This window comes from Agrilactobacillus yilanensis (genome assembly GCF_003946725.1).
Taxonomy (GTDB): Bacteria; Bacillota; Bacilli; order Lactobacillales; family Lactobacillaceae; genus Agrilactobacillus; species Agrilactobacillus yilanensis.
Window position 1 is genome coordinate 269350 of sequence record NZ_RHOY01000001.1, and the last position, 22089, is coordinate 291438.

Annotated in this window: 15 protein-coding genes; 5 read left to right on the forward strand and 10 right to left on the reverse strand. The window is 42.8% G+C overall.

All coding sequences use genetic code 11. The features are described from left to right. Positions 1–36: 36 nt before the first annotated feature. Positions 37–939 (forward strand): 1,4-dihydroxy-2-naphthoate polyprenyltransferase, encoded by a 903-nt coding sequence (locus tag EKM93_RS01260; protein ID WP_125712241.1) that lies wholly within the window; start codon positions 37–39, stop codon positions 937–939. Here EKM93_RS01260 and hemH read toward each other — a convergent pair. From hemH to EKM93_RS01280, 4 genes are all read right to left on the reverse strand, one after another. After that, positions 936–1913 carry a ferrochelatase gene (hemH, locus tag EKM93_RS01265; protein WP_125712243.1) on the reverse strand — a complete coding sequence of 326 codons (978 nt, stop codon included), beginning with the start codon at positions 1911–1913 and terminating at the stop codon, positions 936–938. The genes EKM93_RS01260 and hemH overlap by 4 nt on opposite strands. 456 nt (positions 1914–2369) lie before the next feature. Continuing rightward, positions 2370–3083 carry a LutC/YkgG family protein gene (locus EKM93_RS01270; protein ID WP_125712245.1) on the reverse strand — a complete coding sequence of 238 codons (714 nt, stop codon included), beginning with the start codon at positions 3081–3083 and terminating at the stop codon, positions 2370–2372. 14 nt (positions 3084–3097) lie between these two features. Further along, positions 3098–4603, reverse strand: a complete 1506-nt coding sequence (locus EKM93_RS01275; RefSeq protein WP_125712247.1) for a LutB/LldF family L-lactate oxidation iron-sulfur protein — start codon at positions 4601–4603, stop codon at positions 3098–3100. Between the two features lie 21 nt (positions 4604–4624). Beyond that, entirely contained in the window at positions 4625–5389 is a 765-nt protein-coding gene (locus tag EKM93_RS01280; protein ID WP_125712250.1) for a (Fe-S)-binding protein, read from the reverse strand. Positions 5390–5923: 534 nt separating this feature from the next. Between EKM93_RS01280 and EKM93_RS01285 the strand changes: the two genes are divergently transcribed. The 3 genes from EKM93_RS01285 to EKM93_RS01295 all read left to right on the forward strand — a co-directional run bounded on the left by EKM93_RS01285 (position 5924) and on the right by EKM93_RS01295 (position 12204). After that, a complete protein-coding gene (locus EKM93_RS01285; protein WP_125712252.1) occupies positions 5924–9223 on the forward strand; it encodes a hypothetical protein in 3300 nt (1099 codons plus the stop codon). Between the two features lie 205 nt (positions 9224–9428). Beyond that, positions 9429–10835 carry a MucBP domain-containing protein gene (locus tag EKM93_RS01290; protein WP_125712253.1) on the forward strand — a complete coding sequence of 469 codons (1407 nt, stop codon included), beginning with the start codon at positions 9429–9431 and terminating at the stop codon, positions 10833–10835. A 400-nt stretch (positions 10836–11235) separates the two neighbouring features. Further along, a complete protein-coding gene (locus EKM93_RS01295; RefSeq protein WP_125712255.1) occupies positions 11236–12204 on the forward strand; it encodes a hypothetical protein in 969 nt (322 codons plus the stop codon). Positions 12205–12367: 163 nt separating this feature from the next. Here the strand turns inward: EKM93_RS01295 and EKM93_RS01300 are convergent, their stop codons facing one another. The 5 genes from EKM93_RS01300 to EKM93_RS01320 all read right to left on the reverse strand — a co-directional run bounded on the left by EKM93_RS01300 (position 12368) and on the right by EKM93_RS01320 (position 19428). Continuing rightward, on the reverse strand, positions 12368–14113 hold the full coding sequence (locus EKM93_RS01300; RefSeq protein WP_125712257.1) for an ABC transporter permease/substrate binding protein: 1746 nt from the start codon (positions 14111–14113) through the stop codon (positions 12368–12370). After that, complete coding sequence (locus EKM93_RS01305; RefSeq protein WP_164506954.1) at positions 14106–15323, reverse strand: quaternary amine ABC transporter ATP-binding protein; 1218 nt, start codon at positions 15321–15323, stop codon at positions 14106–14108. The genes EKM93_RS01300 and EKM93_RS01305 overlap by 8 nt, the downstream gene beginning before the upstream one ends. Before the next feature lie 217 nt (positions 15324–15540). Continuing rightward, complete coding sequence (locus EKM93_RS01310) at positions 15541–16179, reverse strand: TrkA C-terminal domain-containing protein (RefSeq protein ID WP_125712261.1); 639 nt, start codon at positions 16177–16179, stop codon at positions 15541–15543. Positions 16180–16730: 551 nt separating this feature from the next. Further along, entirely contained in the window at positions 16731–18059 is a 1329-nt protein-coding gene (locus EKM93_RS01315; protein ID WP_125712263.1) for an L-cysteine desulfidase family protein, read from the reverse strand. A 31-nt stretch (positions 18060–18090) separates the two neighbouring features. Next, positions 18091–19428 carry an amino acid permease gene (locus tag EKM93_RS01320; RefSeq protein WP_225423596.1) on the reverse strand — a complete coding sequence of 446 codons (1338 nt, stop codon included), beginning with the start codon at positions 19426–19428 and terminating at the stop codon, positions 18091–18093. A gap of 616 nt (positions 19429–20044) precedes the next feature. On the opposite strand from EKM93_RS01320, the gene EKM93_RS01325 reads away from it, so the two are divergent. Next, positions 20045–20731, forward strand: a complete 687-nt coding sequence (locus EKM93_RS01325; protein ID WP_125712265.1) for a helix-turn-helix domain-containing protein — start codon at positions 20045–20047, stop codon at positions 20729–20731. Between the two features lie 78 nt (positions 20732–20809). On the opposite strand, the gene EKM93_RS01330 is transcribed toward EKM93_RS01325, so the two are convergent. Continuing rightward, positions 20810–22018 (reverse strand): acetate/propionate family kinase, encoded by a 1209-nt coding sequence (locus tag EKM93_RS01330; RefSeq protein WP_125712267.1) that lies wholly within the window; start codon positions 22016–22018, stop codon positions 20810–20812. Positions 22019–22089: the final 71 nt, after the last annotated feature.

A 22089-nucleotide genomic window follows, 5' to 3' on the forward strand; every position in this document is an offset into this window, starting at 1 on the left:
AGTAACGAATAATATCTGAGAAAGGAAATGTTTTTTGTGACTTTGCGCATTTTTTTAGAACTCGTCGAAATTAAAGCTAAAACAGCTAGTGTCTTTCCGTTTTTATTAGGTACCTTTTATGCTTGGTACCATTATCATACAATACATCTTGTCCCCTTGGTGTTATTTTTTTTGGCCATGTTGTTATTTAATATGGCGGTGGATGCCCACGATAACTACCAAGACTACAAGCGGGCCACCAAAGCCCATGACTATCGAGAAAAAACAAATATTATTGGCGTCAATCAGCTGGATCCGCAAAAGATCGGTTTGATGACTTTAACCATGATGCTGGTGGCTGCTGTTTTGGGCCTGATTATCGTTGCTAAAACCGGCTGGCCGCTGTTGTTCATGGGCCTGTGGTGCTTTTTGGTAGGTTGGTTTTATGCGGCGGGACCCCGGCCGATCTCCGGCACGCCGTTTGGTGAATTCGCCTCTGGCTTCACCATGGGGTTTATGATTACTTTGATCGCAGTTTACATCAACAGCTATGATCAAGTGGCTTTTAACTGGACACTGATCTGGCAAGTACTGCTTGCTTCAGGACTGGCAGCTACTATGATCGCCAGCTTACTGTTAGCCAATAACTTCTGTGACGCTGAAGAAGACATTCAGCTGGGCCGTAAGACAATCGTTTATTATATCGGCGTCAAAAACAGCCTGCGCTTTTACGTGGCCTTAGAAATACTAGGCTACCTCAGCTTAATCGCAGCTGTTTGGCTGCAACTTTTGCCTTGGCTGACTTTGTTGACCTTGCTGACAGTGTTCCCAGTTACAAAAAATACCAGACAGCTGTTAGCAAAACAAGTCAAAAAAGAAACCTTCCCCTTTGCAATTAAGAATCTATTTATCACAACCTTAGCCTTAGTCGTCACTTTTGGCCTAGGTCTATTAATTTAATTTTTATGGCCGCCTTGCTCGGTAACTAGCGCTGCTAAAAATTCAATAAATTCTGGTCGGTCATTCATTGGCGGTACAAACGTAAAGTTGGTTCCGCCATTTTCAATGAAATAATCTCGATTTTCTTGGTCAATTTCGTAGATCGTCTCCAAACAGTCGGCAATAAAACTTGGGGTAACCACCATCAAATTATGAACACCTGTAATTGGCAGCGCTTTTATTACTTCATCCGTAGCCGGCTTTAACCAGTCCCCTGGCCCAAACTTAGATTGAAAGGTCATCTGATAAGGCACACAATGATCCAAGCGCTCCATCACCAGTTCAGTGGTCACATGGCACTGGGTGTGATAGGGGTCCTTTTTAGTCGTCACATAACGCTTGGGAATCCCGTGATATGAAAAAACTAATTCTTCGGTTTCCGGATGCGCATCCAACTGCGCCTGCAACGTATCCGCTAATATTTGAATATAACGGGGATCTTTATGAAAATCTGTCACAAACCGCAATGTGGGAATCTTGCTTTTCTTTAAGTAATAACCGGCCACCGCATCATAAATGGAGCCTACTGTGGTCGTGGAAAACTGCGGATACATCGGTAAAACGGTGATCTCTTCAATGCCATCTTTTGCAAAAGCCGCCAGCGTCTCCGGAATCAGCGGCTGCGAATAACTCATGGCATAGCGCACATCATATTGCGGCAACAGTCGGGCTAACGCTTTAGCCTCTTGCTGGGTATAAAATAATAACGGTGAACCGCCAAATGCCGCCTCGTCCCAAATTTTTTGATACATTTTAGCAGAACGCTTCGGCCGATTAGGCAAAATCATGCCCCGTAAAATCGGCTGCCAAAACACTTTAGGTAAATCAATTACCCGCTGATCACTTAAAAAGCGTTTTAAATATCGACGAATATCCGCCGGATCTGTCGATGCCGGTGTCCCCAGATTCACCAATAGCACGCCTGACTTTGTCATAAAATGCCTCCCTTAAATTTTGATACTTACAATTATAGCAGAGTGTTGCAGCATCATCAGCATATTTGATCTCTAATTTATATAATTTTTGAATAATCTCAAATTATATAGTTTTTTGTTAAAAGCCAAGGCTCCAAAAAAAGATCATCCTTAAATTTAGGATGATCTTTTTGGTGCTATGGTTTTATCTAGGTTGTTTTTAAAATGTGCTGGTTTTTCATAAACGCGTTCCAAAAGACTGATTTCTGCGCTTAGCTACGTCTAACTTGTAAGCAAAAACCGCTCACGGCGTTAGTCTAGGCTATGCTCAAAATCAACCCGTCTTTGGTCACGCTCTAAACGCGTTCACCAACACTGATTTCTACATATAACTACGCCTTGTTGCCAGTCGCAAGCGACTGCCTGCCAAGTCTAGGTTATATTGCGAAATCACCCGTGTTGGTTCACGCTCTGGCTTTACATGTCGTCTACGACGATGTATGTCATGTCCAATGGGCCGTGGACGCCGACGATGAGGACCATTTCGATGTCCCCGGAGTTGGATGGGCCGGAGATGTAGTTAATGTTTGAAGTTTTCAGTTCTCCGGATTTTAAGCGTTGTGCGTAAAGTTTTGTGGCTTGGGTGGAGCGGGGCAAGATGTTGCTGCGTTTAACGATGCACAAATAATGGGTTGGCAAGAAGTTAAAGGCTCGACCTTGTCCTGGTGAGGATGGTACGGTAATAGTGCCGGATTCTGCCAACATGTAATCGCCAAAACCAATAGCCATGGCGGAATCTTGGGCGGTGGCTAAGTTCGTTGCCCGATCTGCTTTAGGATCCCAGTACTTCACAGTCCGTTGGTTGCTAGCTGCTGCAGTCCAGTCGTCTAGACCGTAAGCCTTTATTTTGTCCGGTGCGGTGGGTAAGATCAATTGTCCATCGCCTTTATCTGTAAGATAGGCGTCCAAAACACCGCCTAAATCAGCTTTAGAAGTCACTTTGAAGGTGACCTTCAATGCTTCACTAGTATTTCGAGCCATTTCCAATAATTCATCAGCGGATAAGTCCGCTAAAGTTTCTTCGGGCAGCTGGTTGATATGTGTGAACGGTTCTTTGTCTTTTTGGTGCCGTGGCGTCCCTAATTTTTCGGATAAATGGTCTAAAAATGCTTCACGATTATAAATTGCCATATCAATGCCCCTTTCTACTTGTCTGAAGAATTGTCTTTTTGCGCCTGTGCCAGTTTTTGCTGCTGCTTATGATCCGCAAACCAGCTTCTGAAACTTTCTTTATGCTTCGGTGGAATTGGTAAGTCCCGGACATCTGCCCAGCCGCCTACCAAACCAGGTCCTTTATCCACTAACGGTTCGTCCTTGATAAAATTCAACGCCGTCAAGCGGTCGGTCTTATGGGCCATCGTCCGCAAGCCTGGTCGGCCAAAACGAATAGCTGAACGGAATAAGAATGGAAAACCGGTGCCGATGCCGATCACTTCCATCATGAAGTTGTTCAAGCCACCTTGCATCTTCAATCTGTCGGTGTAAACCATCCGGTGCTGAATCAATAATTTGTGCAGCGGAATTTTTACTGGACAAGTTTCAGTACAAGCGCCACAAAGACTAGACGCATAAGGTAATTCACCGAATTTTTCGTAGCCACCTAAGATTGGTGACAATACCGCACCAATTGGGCCAGGGTAAATTGAGCCGTAGCCATGACCGCCAATGTGCCGATAAACAGGACACACGTTAATACAAGCCCCACAACGGATACATTGCAAAATAGATTGGAATTGCGTCCCCAGCGCTTCTGAACGCCGGTTATCCACAATCACCACGTGGAAGTTCTCAGGGCCGTCCGTTTCGCCAGCAACTTGCTGCCCGGCAAAAGTCACATAACTCGTAAGCTTTTGACCAACGGCACTTCGGCAAAGCAGATTATCTAAGACTTCTGCATCAGCCATGGTTGGTACAATTCTTTCCATACCCATGACTACGATTTGTGTCTTAGGAATCGCCATCGTCAAATCCGCATTCCCTTCGTTCGTTACTAAATTAATCATGCCCGTATCAGCCACCGCAAAGTTACAGCCGGTGACCCCTAAGTCTGCTTGTAAGAAATATTCTCTCAAATATTTCCGAGCAAATCGTGCCAAATGTTCAGGGTCATTGTCCCCTTCATACCCTAACTTCATGAAAATCTCTCGGACTTGATCCCGATTCTTATGTAGGGTTGGGAACACAATATGGGTAGGTTCGTCCCAGTTATCTTTTTGTAGAATAAATTCAGCTAAATCGGTTTCCATTAAAGCTAAACCTTTGTTTAACGCTAATAATTGCTTGTCCATATCAATTTCAGTGGTCACCATTGACTTGGACTTAACTAACTTTTTGGCACCCGTTTCCTTGACGATTTTTTGAATATAATCCACAGCATCTGCTTCGGTATCAGCGAAGAATACATCGCCGCCGTTCTTATCCACATTGTTACTAAATTCTTCTAAGTAATCCGGTAAATAAGCAATCGCCCGCTGCCGGATTTGCTCACCTAGTTCCCGCCATTCTTCCCAGTTGCCCAGCAATGCCCGAGAATCTTCACGTTTCGTGTGTTGGGCATCTTGTGCTTTGGCAACGGAAGCCTGCATGAACTTGTCTTGTTCAGACTCTTTAACCCGCGCTAATAATGGTTTGTCACTTGTTGCAATCCCCATGAATTCAACACTCCTTCATCTTTAGACTGGCATCTGCTTCAAATAAGTAATCCGACGCTCGTCCACATTGCTATTCAACACTTCCGCAAGATGCATAATCTTAATCGGCTTGCCCAAACGATTGAACCGGCCGCCAATATTCATCAAGCACCCTGGATCACAGCTGACCAAAATCTCAGCACCAGTCTCTTCAATATGCCGTACCTTCTCGTCTACCATTTGTTTAGAAATCTCAGGTTCCTTAGCCGAGAACGTCCCCCCAAAACCGCAACAGTCATGGGCATTGGCTAATGGTACCATCTCTAAGCCCTTCACATGTTCCAGCAGCGCATAAGGGGATTCTGCTTCACCCAGCAGCCGCGTCATATGGCAAGAACGATGATAAGTTGCCTTACCGTTTAATTCCGCACCGGCATTCTCCACACCCAAAATCCGCCATAAGAATTGTGAAAATTCATAAGTCTTAGCAGCCAATATCCGAGCCTTGCCTAAATATTCCGGATCATCTTTTAACAATTCCGGATATTCTCTTAACATTGCCACACAAGAACCTGCAGGCCCAACAATGTAATCGGATTCAACACTGAGCAACGCATCCACCTGATTACGGAATGTCCGCTGAGTGCCTTTTTCATACCCACTATTATAAGTCGGTTGCCCACAACAGATTTGATCTGATGGTAAATAACAATCACAGCCGAACCGTTCTAAAACTTCTACCATTGCCTTACCGACATTTGGGAACTCTAAGTCAACGACACAAGTTGAAAAAATAACAACCTTCATTTGATAACCTCCTAATTCAGCCCACAATCCGAGCCGAAAGCTGATAGCACACAATTATCATACTGCATAGCCTTATTGTAGCGCATTCAAAATCATTTTGAAAACAATAACCATTACATCGTGAAAGCGCCAACCCTAATTACACTAAGGTTTTCCACCATAAGTTTCACAAAGTCCCACAAAATGTAGGGATTCCCCTTACCAATCAATAATTATTATCCTCTGTAAAAAAAGCCCTTGCTCCTCAACTCTGATTCATAAAATTTGATAAATTAATGAGAAATTTCAAAAAAAAGAATTGGTCTAATTTCATAGATTGTGTACAATTCATTTTCCGATTTTATGCCCATCTTATCAGGATCTGCCCGTATTTATTTCGCCATAAAAACTAGACCATTTGCCTTAAATTCAGATTCGGATAGGTTTTCTTACAAAAGTTGAAATAAAATCACGATTTTTTACCTTATAATAAGATTAAAGCTTCATAATTTGTTCATAAAATATTCATATTAAGCACCGGGAGGAGGTTATTACATGCTTTCATTAACTAGAATGAATCGCCAGCATTTATACTTACTTAGCCTTATGGCACTAATCAGCAGCCTATTTTTGCTCACTGCACCACAAACCAGCCAAGCTGCTGATAGTCCCAACAACCCTACCACTACGAAGGTAACCTCAGAAGCCGTCAAAAAAACAACTGAACCTACCTATCCTGGTTGGGTCAGTGTCGCCGTTGTCGGCACACCTTATACCGTAAAACAATTCGTTGAACTACCTTTAGCAAAACAGCTTTACTACGTAGAGCAGCTGCATCCAAATATTGATCCCAATGACGTTAAAAACAGTTACCTGGGGACAACTGTTTCAGACGTCAATACGGACGTTACTACAGATACAACCGCTGCTACAAGTACTTTCAGCAATTTTGCTTTATTTTCACGTTCAGCTATCATGCCCATGGCCGCCGCTGCTGCAACACCAACTTATAAAAGTGAAGTCGATTTAGCACCAGCCTCAGCAACAACTGGTGGGAAAAACACCTTAATTATACCATTTAAAAATGGTACAGATACCACGCCAATGCAAGATTATATTAACATCGGTGATCTAACAGCCAGTGACCTTTCTAAGAGCGCAAATTTTACAATTACCACTACCAATGGCGATCTAGTTAACGACACAGATTTCACAATTTCAGCCGATAAGGACACAGGTATCACAGTAGATTTAAAACCTGCGGGTATCGACAAAATAAAAAATTCCGGTACTAAATGTTATGAAGGCAATAAATTCAGTGCCACTATCGTAATTAGAACTGGTTACGTTTTTAATTATAAATATACTAATCTGAATGTAGACTTCAATATTTGGCTGCCAGATATTGATCGGACACAGGCAAATATTAATAGTAATACGAATTTACAGCTCCGTTATAGTTATGGGCCTATGATTGCTGACAGTCAGCCAATGAAGGCAAACAGTATTACAGGCACATTTGAAGGTGTGGATAAGCCTAACTTTAATATTGTAGACACCAGTCCCAGTGCAATAAACACTTACAAAGAAAAATTTGTTACCAGTACATCAACCCCCGTGAATAACGGAATTGGCGCTTCTGAAAACGAAGGTGTTCGTGTCTATACCCTTTTTAATGATTTTATTTACCAAAGTAATTACTATCCTATGGATAGTAATTTAGCAGATTTAACGACAAGTGACTTTTTTTATGATCCTGAAAAATCCGGCAGCACTGGCTTGTATACAACAACGCCACTTCTTTTCGGTAATACGACAAGTGCCAAAATTCCAACAATAAAACAGGACAATAATTACTACGGATTACTAAAATTCGATACTGCTAAACACATTCATATGGCACCTAGTGCTGCAGAGCCTAATTTAATTGAGTTAACTTATGATGGCTATATTAAAAACCAAGACACTTTGGACTACTTATATCCTGGTATATTTAGTGCCGACACAGACCCACTGTCTATTAAAGTTCACAATACATTATCTCCTACAGAAGATAATCAAAGTATGGCCATCAATGAATCCGTCACGAACACTTCCAATCATGCGTTAACTAACTTTTATTTTACCCGAAGATTCGATACAATGAGCGGCTATGGACCAGTATATGACGAAGACCTCGATATCAATCGATATGACAATGTGCCGATCTATTTTGGCCCCCAAGCATCTACTGGTCCAAGAGCTGGTAAAGTTTCTGGACTTTATTTCAGACCAGAGGCTAAAGAAATGAACTACACAATAGACTTCAACTTTAACTATACCGCAGCACCAGATGGTTGGTCTGGTACTAAATATAAAGGTGCTACTTTTACCGATGAGATCAGTGTTGATAATCAAAAGATGTATTCATATCTAACAACGACTACTATGATTAGTGATCTTGGTACTCGTCCTGACATAAATGGAACTTATGCTGATATATTTAAAACCCCTAATGGAAATGCTCAAGCTGATTGGCCTTATGGCACTGGAGCAAACGAAGCCGCCGCTAACCACACTTCTTACGGTGTATCACCTAACTCTGATTCAGCTATTTCCATGAAGTGGTCGCCAACTCAAGTTAAAAGTCAAGTTGGCGATTTTGAAAAAGATAAGACCTTTGACATGACTTTCAATGTCAGTACTTCTACCGCCGCTGCACCTCGTCTTCAGATAGAAAATGAATATTTACGAATCAAACCTGATGCAACTAAAGCAACAATTAGTGGTTCTGTTTCTGACTTAGATGATCAATATGTCAATCTTTACTACACAATAGATGATCCCGTAACACCTGGTGACGGTTTGCCTAATGATGCCTCGACTTATCTTAGTACTGTAGATTTAGGTCCCGTTGTTTCTGGAACAGACCACAATCAATTTACGGATTTTGAAGCTGACGTCACTGGTGACACCTTAACAAAACTTAAAGCCTATCAGGCTCAAGGTCATAAAATTTATATCTATGCTGTAGATGGTGTCACTGATACGAGTGGTACTCGCGATCCTACGGCTACCGGCTACATTTCAAATATTATGAGTGTTCGCGTAAACGATCCAATTAATGTCACCGTAAACCGACATGTAACAAAAGACGGTAACACAACTACAACAGCCACACAACTATTAGGTTATGCTGGAGATACTTATAACTTATATGATGATGCTGAAAACGGCAGTGTCTTTGAGCCAGATGAAGCAACTCTAGTTGCAGGTGCTGGTTCAGCTGTTTATGCGGATACTAATGGTGCCGCTCCGAAGGTACTGACTGAAGGTGAAGCCTATTACACCCGTGATGAAACACAACTACCATCCGAAGCAGAGCGTACAGGCACTTTTAAATTAGATCAAAACGATTTGAAATTAGATTACTACTATAATTACGATGGTAACGTTGCAATTACAGCCCCAGCTTTAGATTTTGGGAAGCATCCTAAGACCATTAGCAATGGCATATATAACTTAGAAGCCACCAGCGGGGCAAATTTGGTTGTAACGGATACAACCCAAAGTAAAGCCTACGACCTACAGGTTGTTGAAACCACCCCATTAACTAGTGAAACTAATGCCACTTTAGATAAAGGTTTAGGTTATCGCATAGATGACAGTAGTTTGGCCAATGACCTAACAACGCCAGTTACTGTCTATACCAATAATAGCACCGCTAATACCGTGGATATCAGTAATACTTGGAAAGTTGGCGACACTTATGACTACGGTCCAGTCATGAATATCACCAATGATAACCGCAGTAAGATCGACACCGGTATCTATGACGGCACCTTGACTTGGACCGTTGTCAAAAGTGTGAACTAGAGAAGTTACGGGTAACCTCTCTAAAACGTATGCCTAATTTCGGGTTTAACACCTAAAAAGCATAATTTTTTAGGTATTTAAATAAACTTCACATTAATGCTTATGTGAACACTAAATTTAATCAATTTAAAAGGGGGGAAAGTGATCAAAAGACCCGACTACTATTGTTGCCACTCGTTTGTGTACCTTAGAAAGGAAGATAACCATGTATAAATCAAATAATTTCTTAACAAAATCTATTATGCTTTTTGCCGCAGCTCTACTAGGCTTCACAGGAGTTGCAACCATTACACCAAACGCTGCTGATACCACTACACCAACCACTGTCCAAGCTGCACAAACTTTTCCTTATAAACTAACACCTGTGGATGAAGCCGGTCATAAAATTGGGGATACCGTCACGGGTACTGCGCCTATTGGTTATACAGTCCCTATGCCGAGTATTCCTGGATATAAAATTATTGAAGGTCAAAACTTGCAAATTGATGACAAACTTTTAAGAGGCAACATTGTTTATAAAGAAATTGCCAATTCCAACCTAAAAATTAATTATATTGATCAAGCTGGTAATACTTTAGAAACAACTACTATTACGGATCTTCAGTATGATGCTAAAGGTAATATTGATTTAAAGACAGATTTAGGTGCGCAATATATCTTTGATCAGGTTAAGTCTAATAATGATAATTTTGAAGTTACTTCAGATGGCACAACGCTCACTTATTCAAATAAAAATGAAGCTGGTGGCGATGTTACAGTTGATGTTCTTTATAACGCTAAGGCTGCCACTGTAACTTTGAATTATGTAGATGCCAACGGCAATACTATTAGCACAAAAGATATTTCTAATGATGATTTATATGTTGGCGCTGATTACAACTATACCTTAGAAGATAAGATTACAGGTGACGATAACAAGACTTATAGCTTTGCTAACAAGTGGACAGCTAATGATAACACTACAGGCACTGATACTAATGTTGCTTTAACACTCTCAGCTGATACCGTAATTACTGCAACTTACACTGAAGACCAAGTTGCACCGTCAACCGATACTAATTACTACTTGCCAGGTGTTTACGCTAATGCCTCTGCAGGTGTTGCTTTAGATCCTGATCATTACACCATCGTTTCTGCAGGTTCTGGTGTTGGTATTTTAGGCGCAACTTCTTACGGTCAAGTTCAATTCACTGGTTTGTTTGGTAACGCATGGAAGATCGGGACACGTGTCTATGTTGGCCCATTTGGCGTTTGGGTTATTGCTGGGATCACACCTGACAAGAAAGTCGTTGTAACCCCATTAAGTGCTAATGCCCAATCTAGTGCCGCAGTCGCTGGAATTACTACCGCTCTCGCTGCAGGTTCTACAGCAAACGCTTCTTTAACTAACGGCGTTGGTGCCGGTGCCGCTGCTGGGATTACTACCGCAAAAAACACTGAACAAGTCGCTGTCGGCGTTGGTAACGTAGAAGACAAACCATCCGGTGAAATAGCAAGCAGCTCTGACGACAACATCATTGACAACATCACAAACGGCACAATCAAAGCCGTCAATGGCATCGTCGGTGGCATCGCTAAAACCGTTAACAAAGTATTCAGCTGGTTATTCTAAGAGCGTGACAAGCTACGGTTTGACAATGCACATAACCTAGACTTACGACATAAGCCCGGTCTTGGCTTGTGAGTAAGACGTAGTTATGTAAATTGTCAGTAGCTTGGAACGCGTTTAGAGCGTGAACTAGAGCGGGAAAGCCTCGAGCACTAACCTAGAATCTTGCAGGGTGTCGTCAGACACACAAAAGATTCGTAGTTAGGTGAGAGCTTTGCTCTAGTGAACGCGTTTCAGAACCAGAGCATGACCAACCTCCCCCCTGGTGCTAAGAATATACTATAGTTATAGTATCAACGTGTGCCCTTAGATTATCGGGTTATCTTCGGTCGCACGGTATCACCGGTATTTCTGGCCAATTGGCTATAATTGCTTTGACAAGTCCACTTAGGAGCGGTCACTCATGAGAAGATCAACGCAGCATCCCACATATCAACGGTCACAGCGGCGGCGCCATGGCGAAAAGCGCCACCATCGTGTTTTTTACAAACGTGGCTGGTTTTGGACCCTTATTGGTATTGTGCTTTGCTTAGGTTTATTCGTTATGATGGCTGCTATGAAACAAGCAGGTACCCAAGAACAGGCAACAACACAGTCTATGAGCTTATTACAGTTAACTCAGTCGAAGGTTACGACTAACGCTAAGGGCGTTGCTGTAATTCAAGGTGTGTCTACGGCGGGCACAACGATTATGATTGAGAACACGCCCCAAACTACGGTGGCTAAGAATGGTCATTTCAAGTTCAACTATACTTTGAAAACACCTCAAAGTCAGACTTTGACCATTCAGGCGAAAAGTATTACTAATGCCACCGAGACGGCACGGATTTCGATTATCCCCAGCGCCAAATATTTAGCCAGCCTACGCCAAGCGGATGATAGCACGTCGGTGGCGGCCTCAAGTAGTAGTGCTTCAGAGGCGGCATCAGCATCGGCCCCTTCTGAAGCGGCGGCCAGCAGTGACCGCCCTGAAGGCGATCAGGACCAAACTCAGGCAAAGGCAGCTGAAGACGCTCAGGAAAAGAAAACCATCGACTGGGACGTGGCTAATACGAGAATCATCAGCTTAGAGACTGCGGTTGCTGACAATGTATTAACGTTAACGGTGAATTGGAAAAACATTGATAATCAAGACATACCGATGTTTGTCAGTTTGTTTAATGAGCCGACTGTGCAGCAATCAGGGTCACAGTTGACGGCATTACAAAATGAAGACAGTGCCACCGCCCTCCTCCCACAGTTCCAAAATACGGTGGGCACAACAATGAGTCTGAAATATTTGTTCAAATTGAATAACGATGTTTTACCATTGACGATTAACCTTAGTACAAAAGATGGTCAAAATAACACCATTACCATGGCATTACATTAAATAGCAGCGTATAGATTTTGCATTTCTTCCTTTCAAAATAAGAGTGAGTGTAATATTTCTTCCTTTCAAAACAAACGATAGTAACAATACAAAGTTTAACTTCCTTTCAATAAAAAAATCGCGTTTTACCCGGTCTTTTTGGCCAAGTAAAACACGATTTTTTTTATTTAACGTCCGTCCAAGCTTTAACTTGTTTTGGATGGGCTTTAATCCAAGCTTTTGCGGCTTTTTCTGGTGCTGTCCCGTTGTGAATTTGCAACATGACAGTTTCCATATCTTTGACAGACCAATGGAAGTTATCTAGAATTTGATAAGCTTCCGGTTGATCTTGTTTTAAGCCTTTGCGTACCATAGTTTTAATGGTTTCTGCTTGTCCCATGGCACCGGCGGGATCTTTTAGATATTTCAGGTCATATTTACTGAACATCCAATGTGGTGACCAACCGGTAATAACAATCGGTTCTTTTTGTTTGATGGCTTTCCCTAGGGCAACGGTCATGGCACCAGATGAAGAGGTTGAGACTTGCCAATCCTTTAAATTAGGATAGGTCTGCTGAGCTTTTTCTGCAGCAGCAACTACGCCAGCGCCGGGTTCAATGCCGGTGATGGTTTGATTGGCTTGACCGTTCAGATCGGCAATTGAATTAACGTCGGTCATGTACTTAGGTACGACTAAGCCGACTTTGGCGCCGCTTAGATTGGTGCCTAAGTTAACAACGTCCTTTTTATATTTTTTGTACTGGGCGGCTTGGGTATTGGGCAGCCAGGCCCCTACCATGGCGTCAGATTCCCCTTTGGCAACGGATTCCCACATAATGGCGTTGTCTAAGGGGGTGGTTTTGACGTCGTAGCCCTCTTGTCGCAAAACTTCAGCGATCACGTTGGTGGAGGCGACTTCTGTGTCCCACTCCACATAGGACAGGTTGAGCGTGCCTTTATTTTGAGATTGTGTTTGCTGTTGATTATAAACCACACTGCTGCCGACTAAGCCCAGTGCGGCCACTAGACCAGCGATGGTCCAATAGCGTTGCCGCTTTTTTTGTGCCGGGGTTTTGGTTTTGTTGGCTTTAGGCTGGTTTAAGTATTGGGTGAACCGGTCAATGATAATTGCCAGTACGACTAAGGCGAGGCCATTTACGAAGCCGCTGCCGACTTGGGCTCTTTGCAGGGCTTGTAAGACGCCGCGGCCTAGGCCTGGTGCGCCGATCATTGAGGCGATGACGACCATGGATAGTGCCAGCATGGTTGTTTGGTTAATGCCGGCCATAATTGTATTTTTGGCTAGGGGTAATTCTACTTTCGTTAATTTCTGCCAGCCGGTACTGCCAAATGAGTCTGCTGCTTCCACGAGATCTTGGGGGACGCCGCGGATTCCTAGGTTCGTCATGCGCACTGTTGGCGGCAAGGCGAATATAATGGATGCGAACAAACCGGGGACAATCCCAATGCCAAAGAAGGCAACGGCGGGGATTAAATAGACAAAACCCGGCATGGTCTGCATGAAGTCTAAGATGGGGGTGATTACGATTCGGGCCCGATTGCTTTTAGCCATCCAGATTCCTAGTGGGACGCCAATAATTATTGACAGCAGGCTGGATAACAGGACTAAGGTGATTGTATTCATCAAGTCCGCCCAGAGGCCTTGGTTATAAATATAAAGCAGGCCTAATAAGGTGAATGCTGTCAGGCCCCAGCGCTTCTTAGAGACGAAAAAAGCGGCTACGGTGAGTACGAGTATAAAGACTAGCGGTGGAATAGCGATTAAGCCGGCGGTAATGCCGTTCATCAAGCTTTTACCGAAATTCTGCAAAACATCAAAGAAACCGGCCCAATTTGTTGTCAGCCAATCGGTGAATTTTTCCACCCAATCAGCTACGGGGAGTTGTGCGATCATCAAGCCATTATTCATTGCTATCCCCCCCTTTTGTCTTAGATTCTGTTACGGCGGCATCATCGGTTAAGGCATCAATGACGCTGCCTCGGATAACGACGCCCAGTACTCGATTTTGTTCGGTCACCACAACGGGAGTCGGTGAATTATTAATTACTTTGAAAATATCATTTACAATGGTTTCTTTTGTAATGGTTGTCACGGCGGTATCTAGATAATCGGTTAGTGGGGCCTGTTTTTGACGGGCGGCCACGGCATTTTCAGCGCTGATAACACCTTTGAGCTGTCTTTGACTGTCAACGGCCACGAGCATACTGACTTCTTCATGCCGCATGCGGCGCAGGGCGATATTTGGCCCTTCTTTATCCAAATTAAGGGTCAATGCTGGAATCATGATATTTTGTGCGGTAAGGACTTTGGCATAATCCACATCCCGGGTAAAGGTCCGGACATAATCATTGGCCGGATGCGTTAAGATTTCTTCCCCGGTCCCGGTCTGCATGACTTGGCCGTCTTTCATGATTAGAATTCGATCGCCGATACGTAAGGCTTCGTTCAGGTCATGGGTGATGAAGATGATGGTTTTTTGCATTTTTTGCTGCAGATCCAGCAGTTCATCTTGCATTTCTCGGCGGATTAATGGATCCAATGCTGAGAAGGCTTCATCCATTAATAGTACTTCGGGGTCATTGGTCAGCGCTCTGGCCAGGCCAACTCGCTGCTGCATTCCGCCGGATAATTGGTCGGGATACTGATCCGCAAAGGCCGACAAGCCCATGTCTTTTAAGGTGGCTTGGGCTTTTTTTAAGCGTTCTGTTTTTGCGACGCCTTTAATTTCTAAACCATAGGCGGTATTTTCTAAGATGGTCCGGTTGGGAAATAGCGCAAAATTTTGAAAAACCATACTCATTTTTTTGCGTCGTGCCTGAATTAAGGCGTTTTTATCCATTTTGGCAATATCTGCGCCATCAATGTAAACCGACCCAGTTGTCGGATTAATCAGTCGATTGATCAAGCGGATCATTGTGGACTTACCGCTGCCGGACAGTCCCATCACAACAAAGATCTCGCCTTTATTTACTTCAAAATTAGCGTCATAAACCCCAACCGTTGCGCCAGTCTTCTTTAGAATTTCTGTTTTAGACTGACGATCTTGAATCATTTCTAAGGCGGGTTTGACACGTTTCCCAAATATTTTTGTAAGATGTTCTACTTTTACAATTGGCAATAAACTTCCTCCTTCAAATTTCGAACAATGTATAAAACTAAGTGACTTAACCATGTTATTCTCATATGGGCACTTTTGTCAAACGATTATCAGCCTAAATAAACCTATAGCCCCCTTGGTTTTCATGAAAAAAAGGCGTCTCAAGTCTGTCCTTGACCCAATCTTCGACCAGATCAAAAGGCACAAAAAAAACTTCAAAAAATTTTGAAGTTTTGTCCTAATGCTGCTCATCAGCGGTAAAAAAATTTTGAACTTGCTGCCAAGCTGCCCCCTGCCCTACAAAAAAGATCGTATCGCCAGCTTCGATTTTGGCATAAGGCCCTGGCGATACTTTTAACTCTTGATTATGTCGGACAGCCACAATCGTCGCCGTTGTACTCTGCCACAATTTTAACTCGCCAATACTACGGCCCAGATGCTTGTCCCCAGCCTTTAGCGTTAACTGAAACGGCATTAACGGATTCACCGCATTAAAACGCTGGGTCTGATCTAAAAACTGATCCATTAATTCAGACAAGTTTTGATAAGCATCTTGTTGCTGCTTCATTGTTTTCTGAATATCATTTTTAATATCCTTTAACGTTTTGACACTTTTGAACTGATTAATAAAATCAATCGCCTTAACCATCGAAGCCACATAAAAACCACTACCCTGTTTCGCCTCAACAATCTCTAAATCCGCCAATAATTTAATCGCCTTACGGGCCGTCTCCGCAGACACTTGATAAGTATTCGCCACCGTCGAACGAGCATGAATCTTAGTCCCAATCGGATACTCCTGCTTGGTAATACGCGTCGCAAGATCTAAGGCAATCTGCTGATAACGCGCAAGCGCATTCTCTTTAATCCCAGCCATACGCAATAATCACTCCATAAAAAAAATTTATTAAACTAAGCATAGCATAAAAAAAGCCAGAGCGTGACAAAAGACGGGTTGATTTTGAGCATAGCCTAGACTAACGCCGTGAGCGGGCTTCGCTTACAAGTTAGACGTAGCTAGGCACAGAAATCAGTCTTTTGGAACGCGTTTTAAAGACCAGAGCGTGAACTAGAGCGGGAAAGCCTCGAACACTAACCTAGAATCTTGCAGGGTGTCGTCAGACACACAAGAGATTCGTAGTTAGGTGAGAGCTTTGCTCTAGTGAACGCGTTTATGAGCCAGAGCGTGAGAGCTTATGGGTGACAATGCACATAACCTAGACTTACGACATAAGCCCGGTCTTGGCTTGTGAGTAAGACGTAGTTATGTAAATTGTCAGTAAGCTCGAACGCGTTTCAGAAGACGAGCATAAGATAAAACCGCCGTGAGCGGGAAAGCCTCAAGCCCCACAAAAAACAGCCTGATCAAACCCGACCAGACTGCTTTTTTATTTTCCTTCTATTATATATAGCCGTTAAAGCAACTTTCTATCGCACCTCTTGGACTTGATCACTTTTTTTTTCAACCATAATGTTCAAGATCGTCGGATCCGTACCCGCCAACCCTTCTGTACCTAAACGCCCAATAGCTTGAATCGTCTCATCAATTTGATGGCAAACAAGCCCATTGCTGGCAGGCACTGCAATTTGCATCAGCGCTAGATTCACAGAACGATACATAGAGGCTACAGAAGTTGCGACTTTCATCGCACAAGAGCAACCAGCGCCATCACAGATCATCCCTGCGGCATCACTGGCCATATTGTTAATGCTGCGACAGGCTGTTTGGAAATCATCATCCATTAAATAGACCACCCCAGCTGCAGCACCCATTGCAGCGGAATCAGTGGCGCAAAATGCAGACAGCACTGGCAAAAAGGCATGGATATATAATGCCGTGAGATGGGACAACGTTATGCCACGGACCAAAGTCTCCTCGTCAGCGTTGACATGCTGGGCCACAACACAAACCGGACAAGTGGCGGTGATGCCTTGATTGCCGGAGCCTGAATTAGACATTGCGGGCAACGGTGCGCCACCCATGCGGGCATCAGAAGCAGCTGCGGTGTAGGCCACAATGCGATTGCCTAAATCCGCAGCCATCCCGGAGCCAAAACCAGAGGTACTGGCTTGATCAATGGAACGGCCCAATTTCAACCCATAATCATGGTGCAGCCCTTCTTCGGCCAAGGCCATATTAACAGTGGCAGCGTCTTTCATAAACGCAATTGATTTTAGATCAACATTATGCGCAAACTGCCAAATATCAGCAAACGTTACAGTTTTCATAAAGGCCTTAAAATCCGAAGTGGCATGGGCAGAAGGCCGTTCTTTAGAAAATAAAACAGTGTCATTTTTTTCAACTAGGAAAATATTCGTATGGGCGCCGGCAATACAGACACGCACGGTATCTTTGGCGGTGGTTAAGGACACCTCCACGTACAGATCATCGTCTACGGCCGCCACTTGGGCACTGACCCGACCAGAATGGGCCAATTCCAAAACAGCCGGTACGTCCGCTGGCGTCATGTTGGCAATCACGCTCAAGCCGGCATCCGCTTGTCCGCATAGGGCGCCGGCAGCGGCAGCGACTAACAATCCAGGTTCGCCGGTTCCCGGCACAATTACAGCCATGGCGTTCTTCATAATATTCGGCGAGACTTTCACTTCAATTTTTTGGATCGTCTGATCTGCCAATACCGCACGACCATTGGCGGCACCGTAAGCTACGGCAATCGGTTCTGTACAGCCGGTTGCGGCCACAACACCATCTTTTAAAACATCTATAAATTGCGCTGCCATTTTTGTTGAATCCATTGTGATCATTTCCTTTCAGAGTTGTCTTTGATTAACTAAATGCGAGGAATGGTGATGCAATGAGCAAAATCCCAATGAGAATGATGAACCAAACGCTAGGGCTCTTCCATTTATGTAACGCCGGCACTTTGTAGACAAGGTACGCTGGAATTAAGCAACCGATCATCCCAAAAATCGGAGAACAGATGGAGGTAAAACTCAAAACAGGAGCATTCAGTAAGATGGCCCCCCAAGAGACCAATACGGCAAAGACTAAGATACATTTACTCAAGATTTTTTTATTAATTTTTTCTTCCGGCATAAACCGTTTTAAGACATTGGTGGCGATACCTTGACAAGATTCTCTAAAGCCAAGGAAAACGCTGAAGAAGGCCGTCATAACTGCAAAGATGTTCAAGACCAAACTTAGAATTTTTACAGAGCCGACATTCATATTCTGGGCGACAATCGCCAAGGTGGAGATATTTTTAGCGTAAGCTTCCACTGCCTGATCATGACCGATGGCTAAATTAAACGAAATCGCATAGAAGAAAACGACAAAGAACAAAACGAAAAAGGCAATGTTCATCGCCCGTAAAGCTTTGTAACGTGCGACTTCTACATTTTCGTTGTGGCTTCTAAAAGAAATAACCATCGGCGATAAGGACTGGATGAACAAAATGGAAGTTAACGTAAATGGTAACATAATAATGCCCTGTTTGATAAGATAACTGATCGAAGGGAACGTGGGAATGTTGTGAATGTTCCAAAAACCAATCATCGTAACGCCGAGAACAAAGATAATTAATAGCTTTGTACAAACCATAAATGAAGAAATTTTAAATAATAATTTTTCAGCTTGGGAAGCAATCAAAACTAATAAGATCACTACACCTAAGCCATAAAATGGATTATGGGACCAAACTGTTTTAGTAATATGGAAAGAATGCAGGAATGATGCACTATCATTAGTAATCGCTGTGGAGTAAACAAATACCCAAATCAGCAACATGGCGAAGTATAACGCCCCGATAATAAAGCCCCAATTTTTCCCCAAATAGTTCCCAATAATACTTGGATAATCATCACATTCTTTAGCTTCAGCAATTGTATTAATAAACAAGCGTTGGAACAAATAAATCGCTGGATAACCGATCAATGACGATACAAGAAAAACCCAAATTCCAACTAAACCGACTTTCACCGGTAAAAAGACAATCCCGGCACCAATCGCCATCCCAATACTCATAATGACCCAGCCGACATCCGTCCCATTAAATTTAGTCTGGATTTTCCATTCTTCTGGGGTGATACCGGCCTTTTCAGCATGTTTTCTATCTCGATTAGTCAGGTTAATTTCTTTTGGCGCACTTTGAGCTTCTGAGTTCATAATGCTACGACCCCTTTTTCGATATAAAAACTATCAATTTTTAAACGAAAATTTCATCCGGATTAGTTTTTTCACTTTTGAACAAATAAATATGAGCGCTTTCAATATTTACAAATTTAATCATAAACAAGATATTTTTCTCTGTCAAAGTGAAACTGATTAAAAAAAGGCATTGATAATCCAAATATATCTAATCATTCTATAATAAATAAGGCAAGACGTCCCTACCAAGCAGCCTTTATCACTTTACATTTAATGGGTTAATCTATAATAAATTATCAGGATATAATTTTTTATCAATCCTTGATATAGTGCTGTTTTATAAGTATTTTTTGTAAGTAATCCTGAGCTAAGTTATCTTCAGGTCGTTAAAATTCTGATAAAAAATAATCAGTGGTTTAAATCTATTGATTTTAAACATACTCAAAAGATGACTATCATTAGATTTAACCTCATTTTTTAGTGATAGTCAGAAAATTATCAAAGCGAATTATAAATTTGATTTACACGACTTCAAATCTGTTATTATATTCTTTTTATTGCTCACCTATTAACGGAATTATTGATAATATTTTTATATAATGTTATCGTAATTACCGTTATTGGAGGTGAAAGAATGAGTGTTTCAAATTATATTCGCAGTTATTTACCATTGGCTAAATTTTTAGCTGAAATTTTAACGGAGAACAATGAGGTTGTTTTGATAGATTTAACCCAATCAAAGCCGGTGCCCCTGGCTGTCCACCACGAATTGCCCCAGGTTCCCCTGTCAACCATCATTGATCAAGCGCTAAGTGCAACGGCTGAAAAAGGCCATTTTGTCAAAAAACATTTAGAGCTGAAGACTGCCGATCAGGCTTTAGTGTCCAGTTCCTTTGTCATCCGCTATGATGCGGCCGTTGTGGCGCTACTTTGTGTCATTACTGATGAGCAGTGTTTTAGCAATCTGTCCACGGGTCTGAATCAGCTGATGCAGTTATATAATGGCAAGTTGCAAGTCAGTGCGTCTTATTTTGCCCAAGAAAATAGTCTTGTGGTTGAAGATGAGGAGCATTTTGCCACGTCGTCCATGGATTTTGTGGATAGTGTGCTCAAAGACTATCTTTACGAATTGTCGATCAAAAAGGCTTATATGCAGCGGGAAAACAAGATCGAATGTGTTCGGCGGCTTTACCATCAAGGCTTTTTCCAGTTAAAAGATAGTGTGTCGATTGCGGCCAATGTGATGGGGGCTTCTGTGCCCAGTATTTATCGCTACTTGAAGATTGTCCGAGACGAACAAGTCCCATCTTCAAACCCGTAACTTAGGGTTTTTGCGCAAAAAAATAGGATCAACGACTCGTCTTTGCGAGTCGTTGATCCTATTTTGTATTATCAATGTTTAATTTAATTTATGATCTTTAACGTGTAAAGCATAAGTATCTCTGGCGATCATCAATTCTTCGTTTGTTGGAATAATGAAGGCAGTGACTTTAGAATCGTCGGTGCTGATGAGCCGTTCTTTGCCCCGGACGTGGTTTCTTTCTGGGTCAATTTTTACTCCAAAGGCACTTAAACGATCCCCGATGCGTTGCCGCAAATCAATGCCGTTTTCACCACTCCCGGCGGTGAAGACGATGCCGTCTACGCCCCCAAGACGGGCAACGTAAGCGCCCACATATTTCACAACCCGGTTGACGAAGACGGATAAAGCTAGAGCGGAACGTTCGTTAGTGGTTTCTGTATCTTCTAGATCCCGCATATCTGCAGATAATCCTGAAAGACCCAGCAAACCAGATTTTTTATTTAAAATATCAATAAATTCATTAATGTCGGTGATGCCCAATTGTTGCATCAAATAAGGAATCAATGACGGATCAATGTCCCCGCAGCGTGTGCCCATGGTAATGCCGGCTAATGGTGTGAAGCCCATGGATGTATCCACAGCCTTACCGCCGTCAATAGCTGAGATGGAAGCCCCACTGCCTAGATGCAAGGTGATCAATTTCAAATCTTCTGCGGGTTTGCCCATTAATTCAGCGGCCCGGCTGGAAACGTAACGGTGGCTGGTGCCATGTGCCCCATATTTACGAGCCCGGAAACGTTTGTAGTAGTCTAAGTCGATGCTGTAAAGATAGTCTTCTGGTTCCAAAGTGCTGTAAAAAGAAGTATCAAAGACGGCAACTTGTGTGGCATGGGGTAACAATTCTTGGAATACGCCGATGTAATAAGCTTCAATGGCATTATGCAGCGGTGCGTATTCTTTTAATTCCTTAATTTGGTCGAGAACTTGTTGGGTAATCCGTGTAGAGCTCTTGAATAATTCGCCCCCGGCTACGACCCGATGGCCAACTCCGGTGATTTCTTCCAAATGTTCCACAATGCCCAATTCTTTAAGCCGGGTTAAAATTTTAGCAGCGGCAAGTTCATGGGTTGTGATGGGTTCTTCTTGATCTATTTTTTGTCCATCGCCATATTCAACGATGAAGTGGGCATTTTCTTTACCTAAACGGTCGATCATCCCTCCGGCGATTTTTTGTTCTTCTGGCATTTGAAATAGTTGCCATTTTAAAGTGGAACTACCGGCATTGACGGCCATAACTTTTGTCATTATAATCTCTCCTCGAAATATGCAATTCAGTAACTAGTCCTATTTTAACAGTTTTTGGGAGCGTATTCACT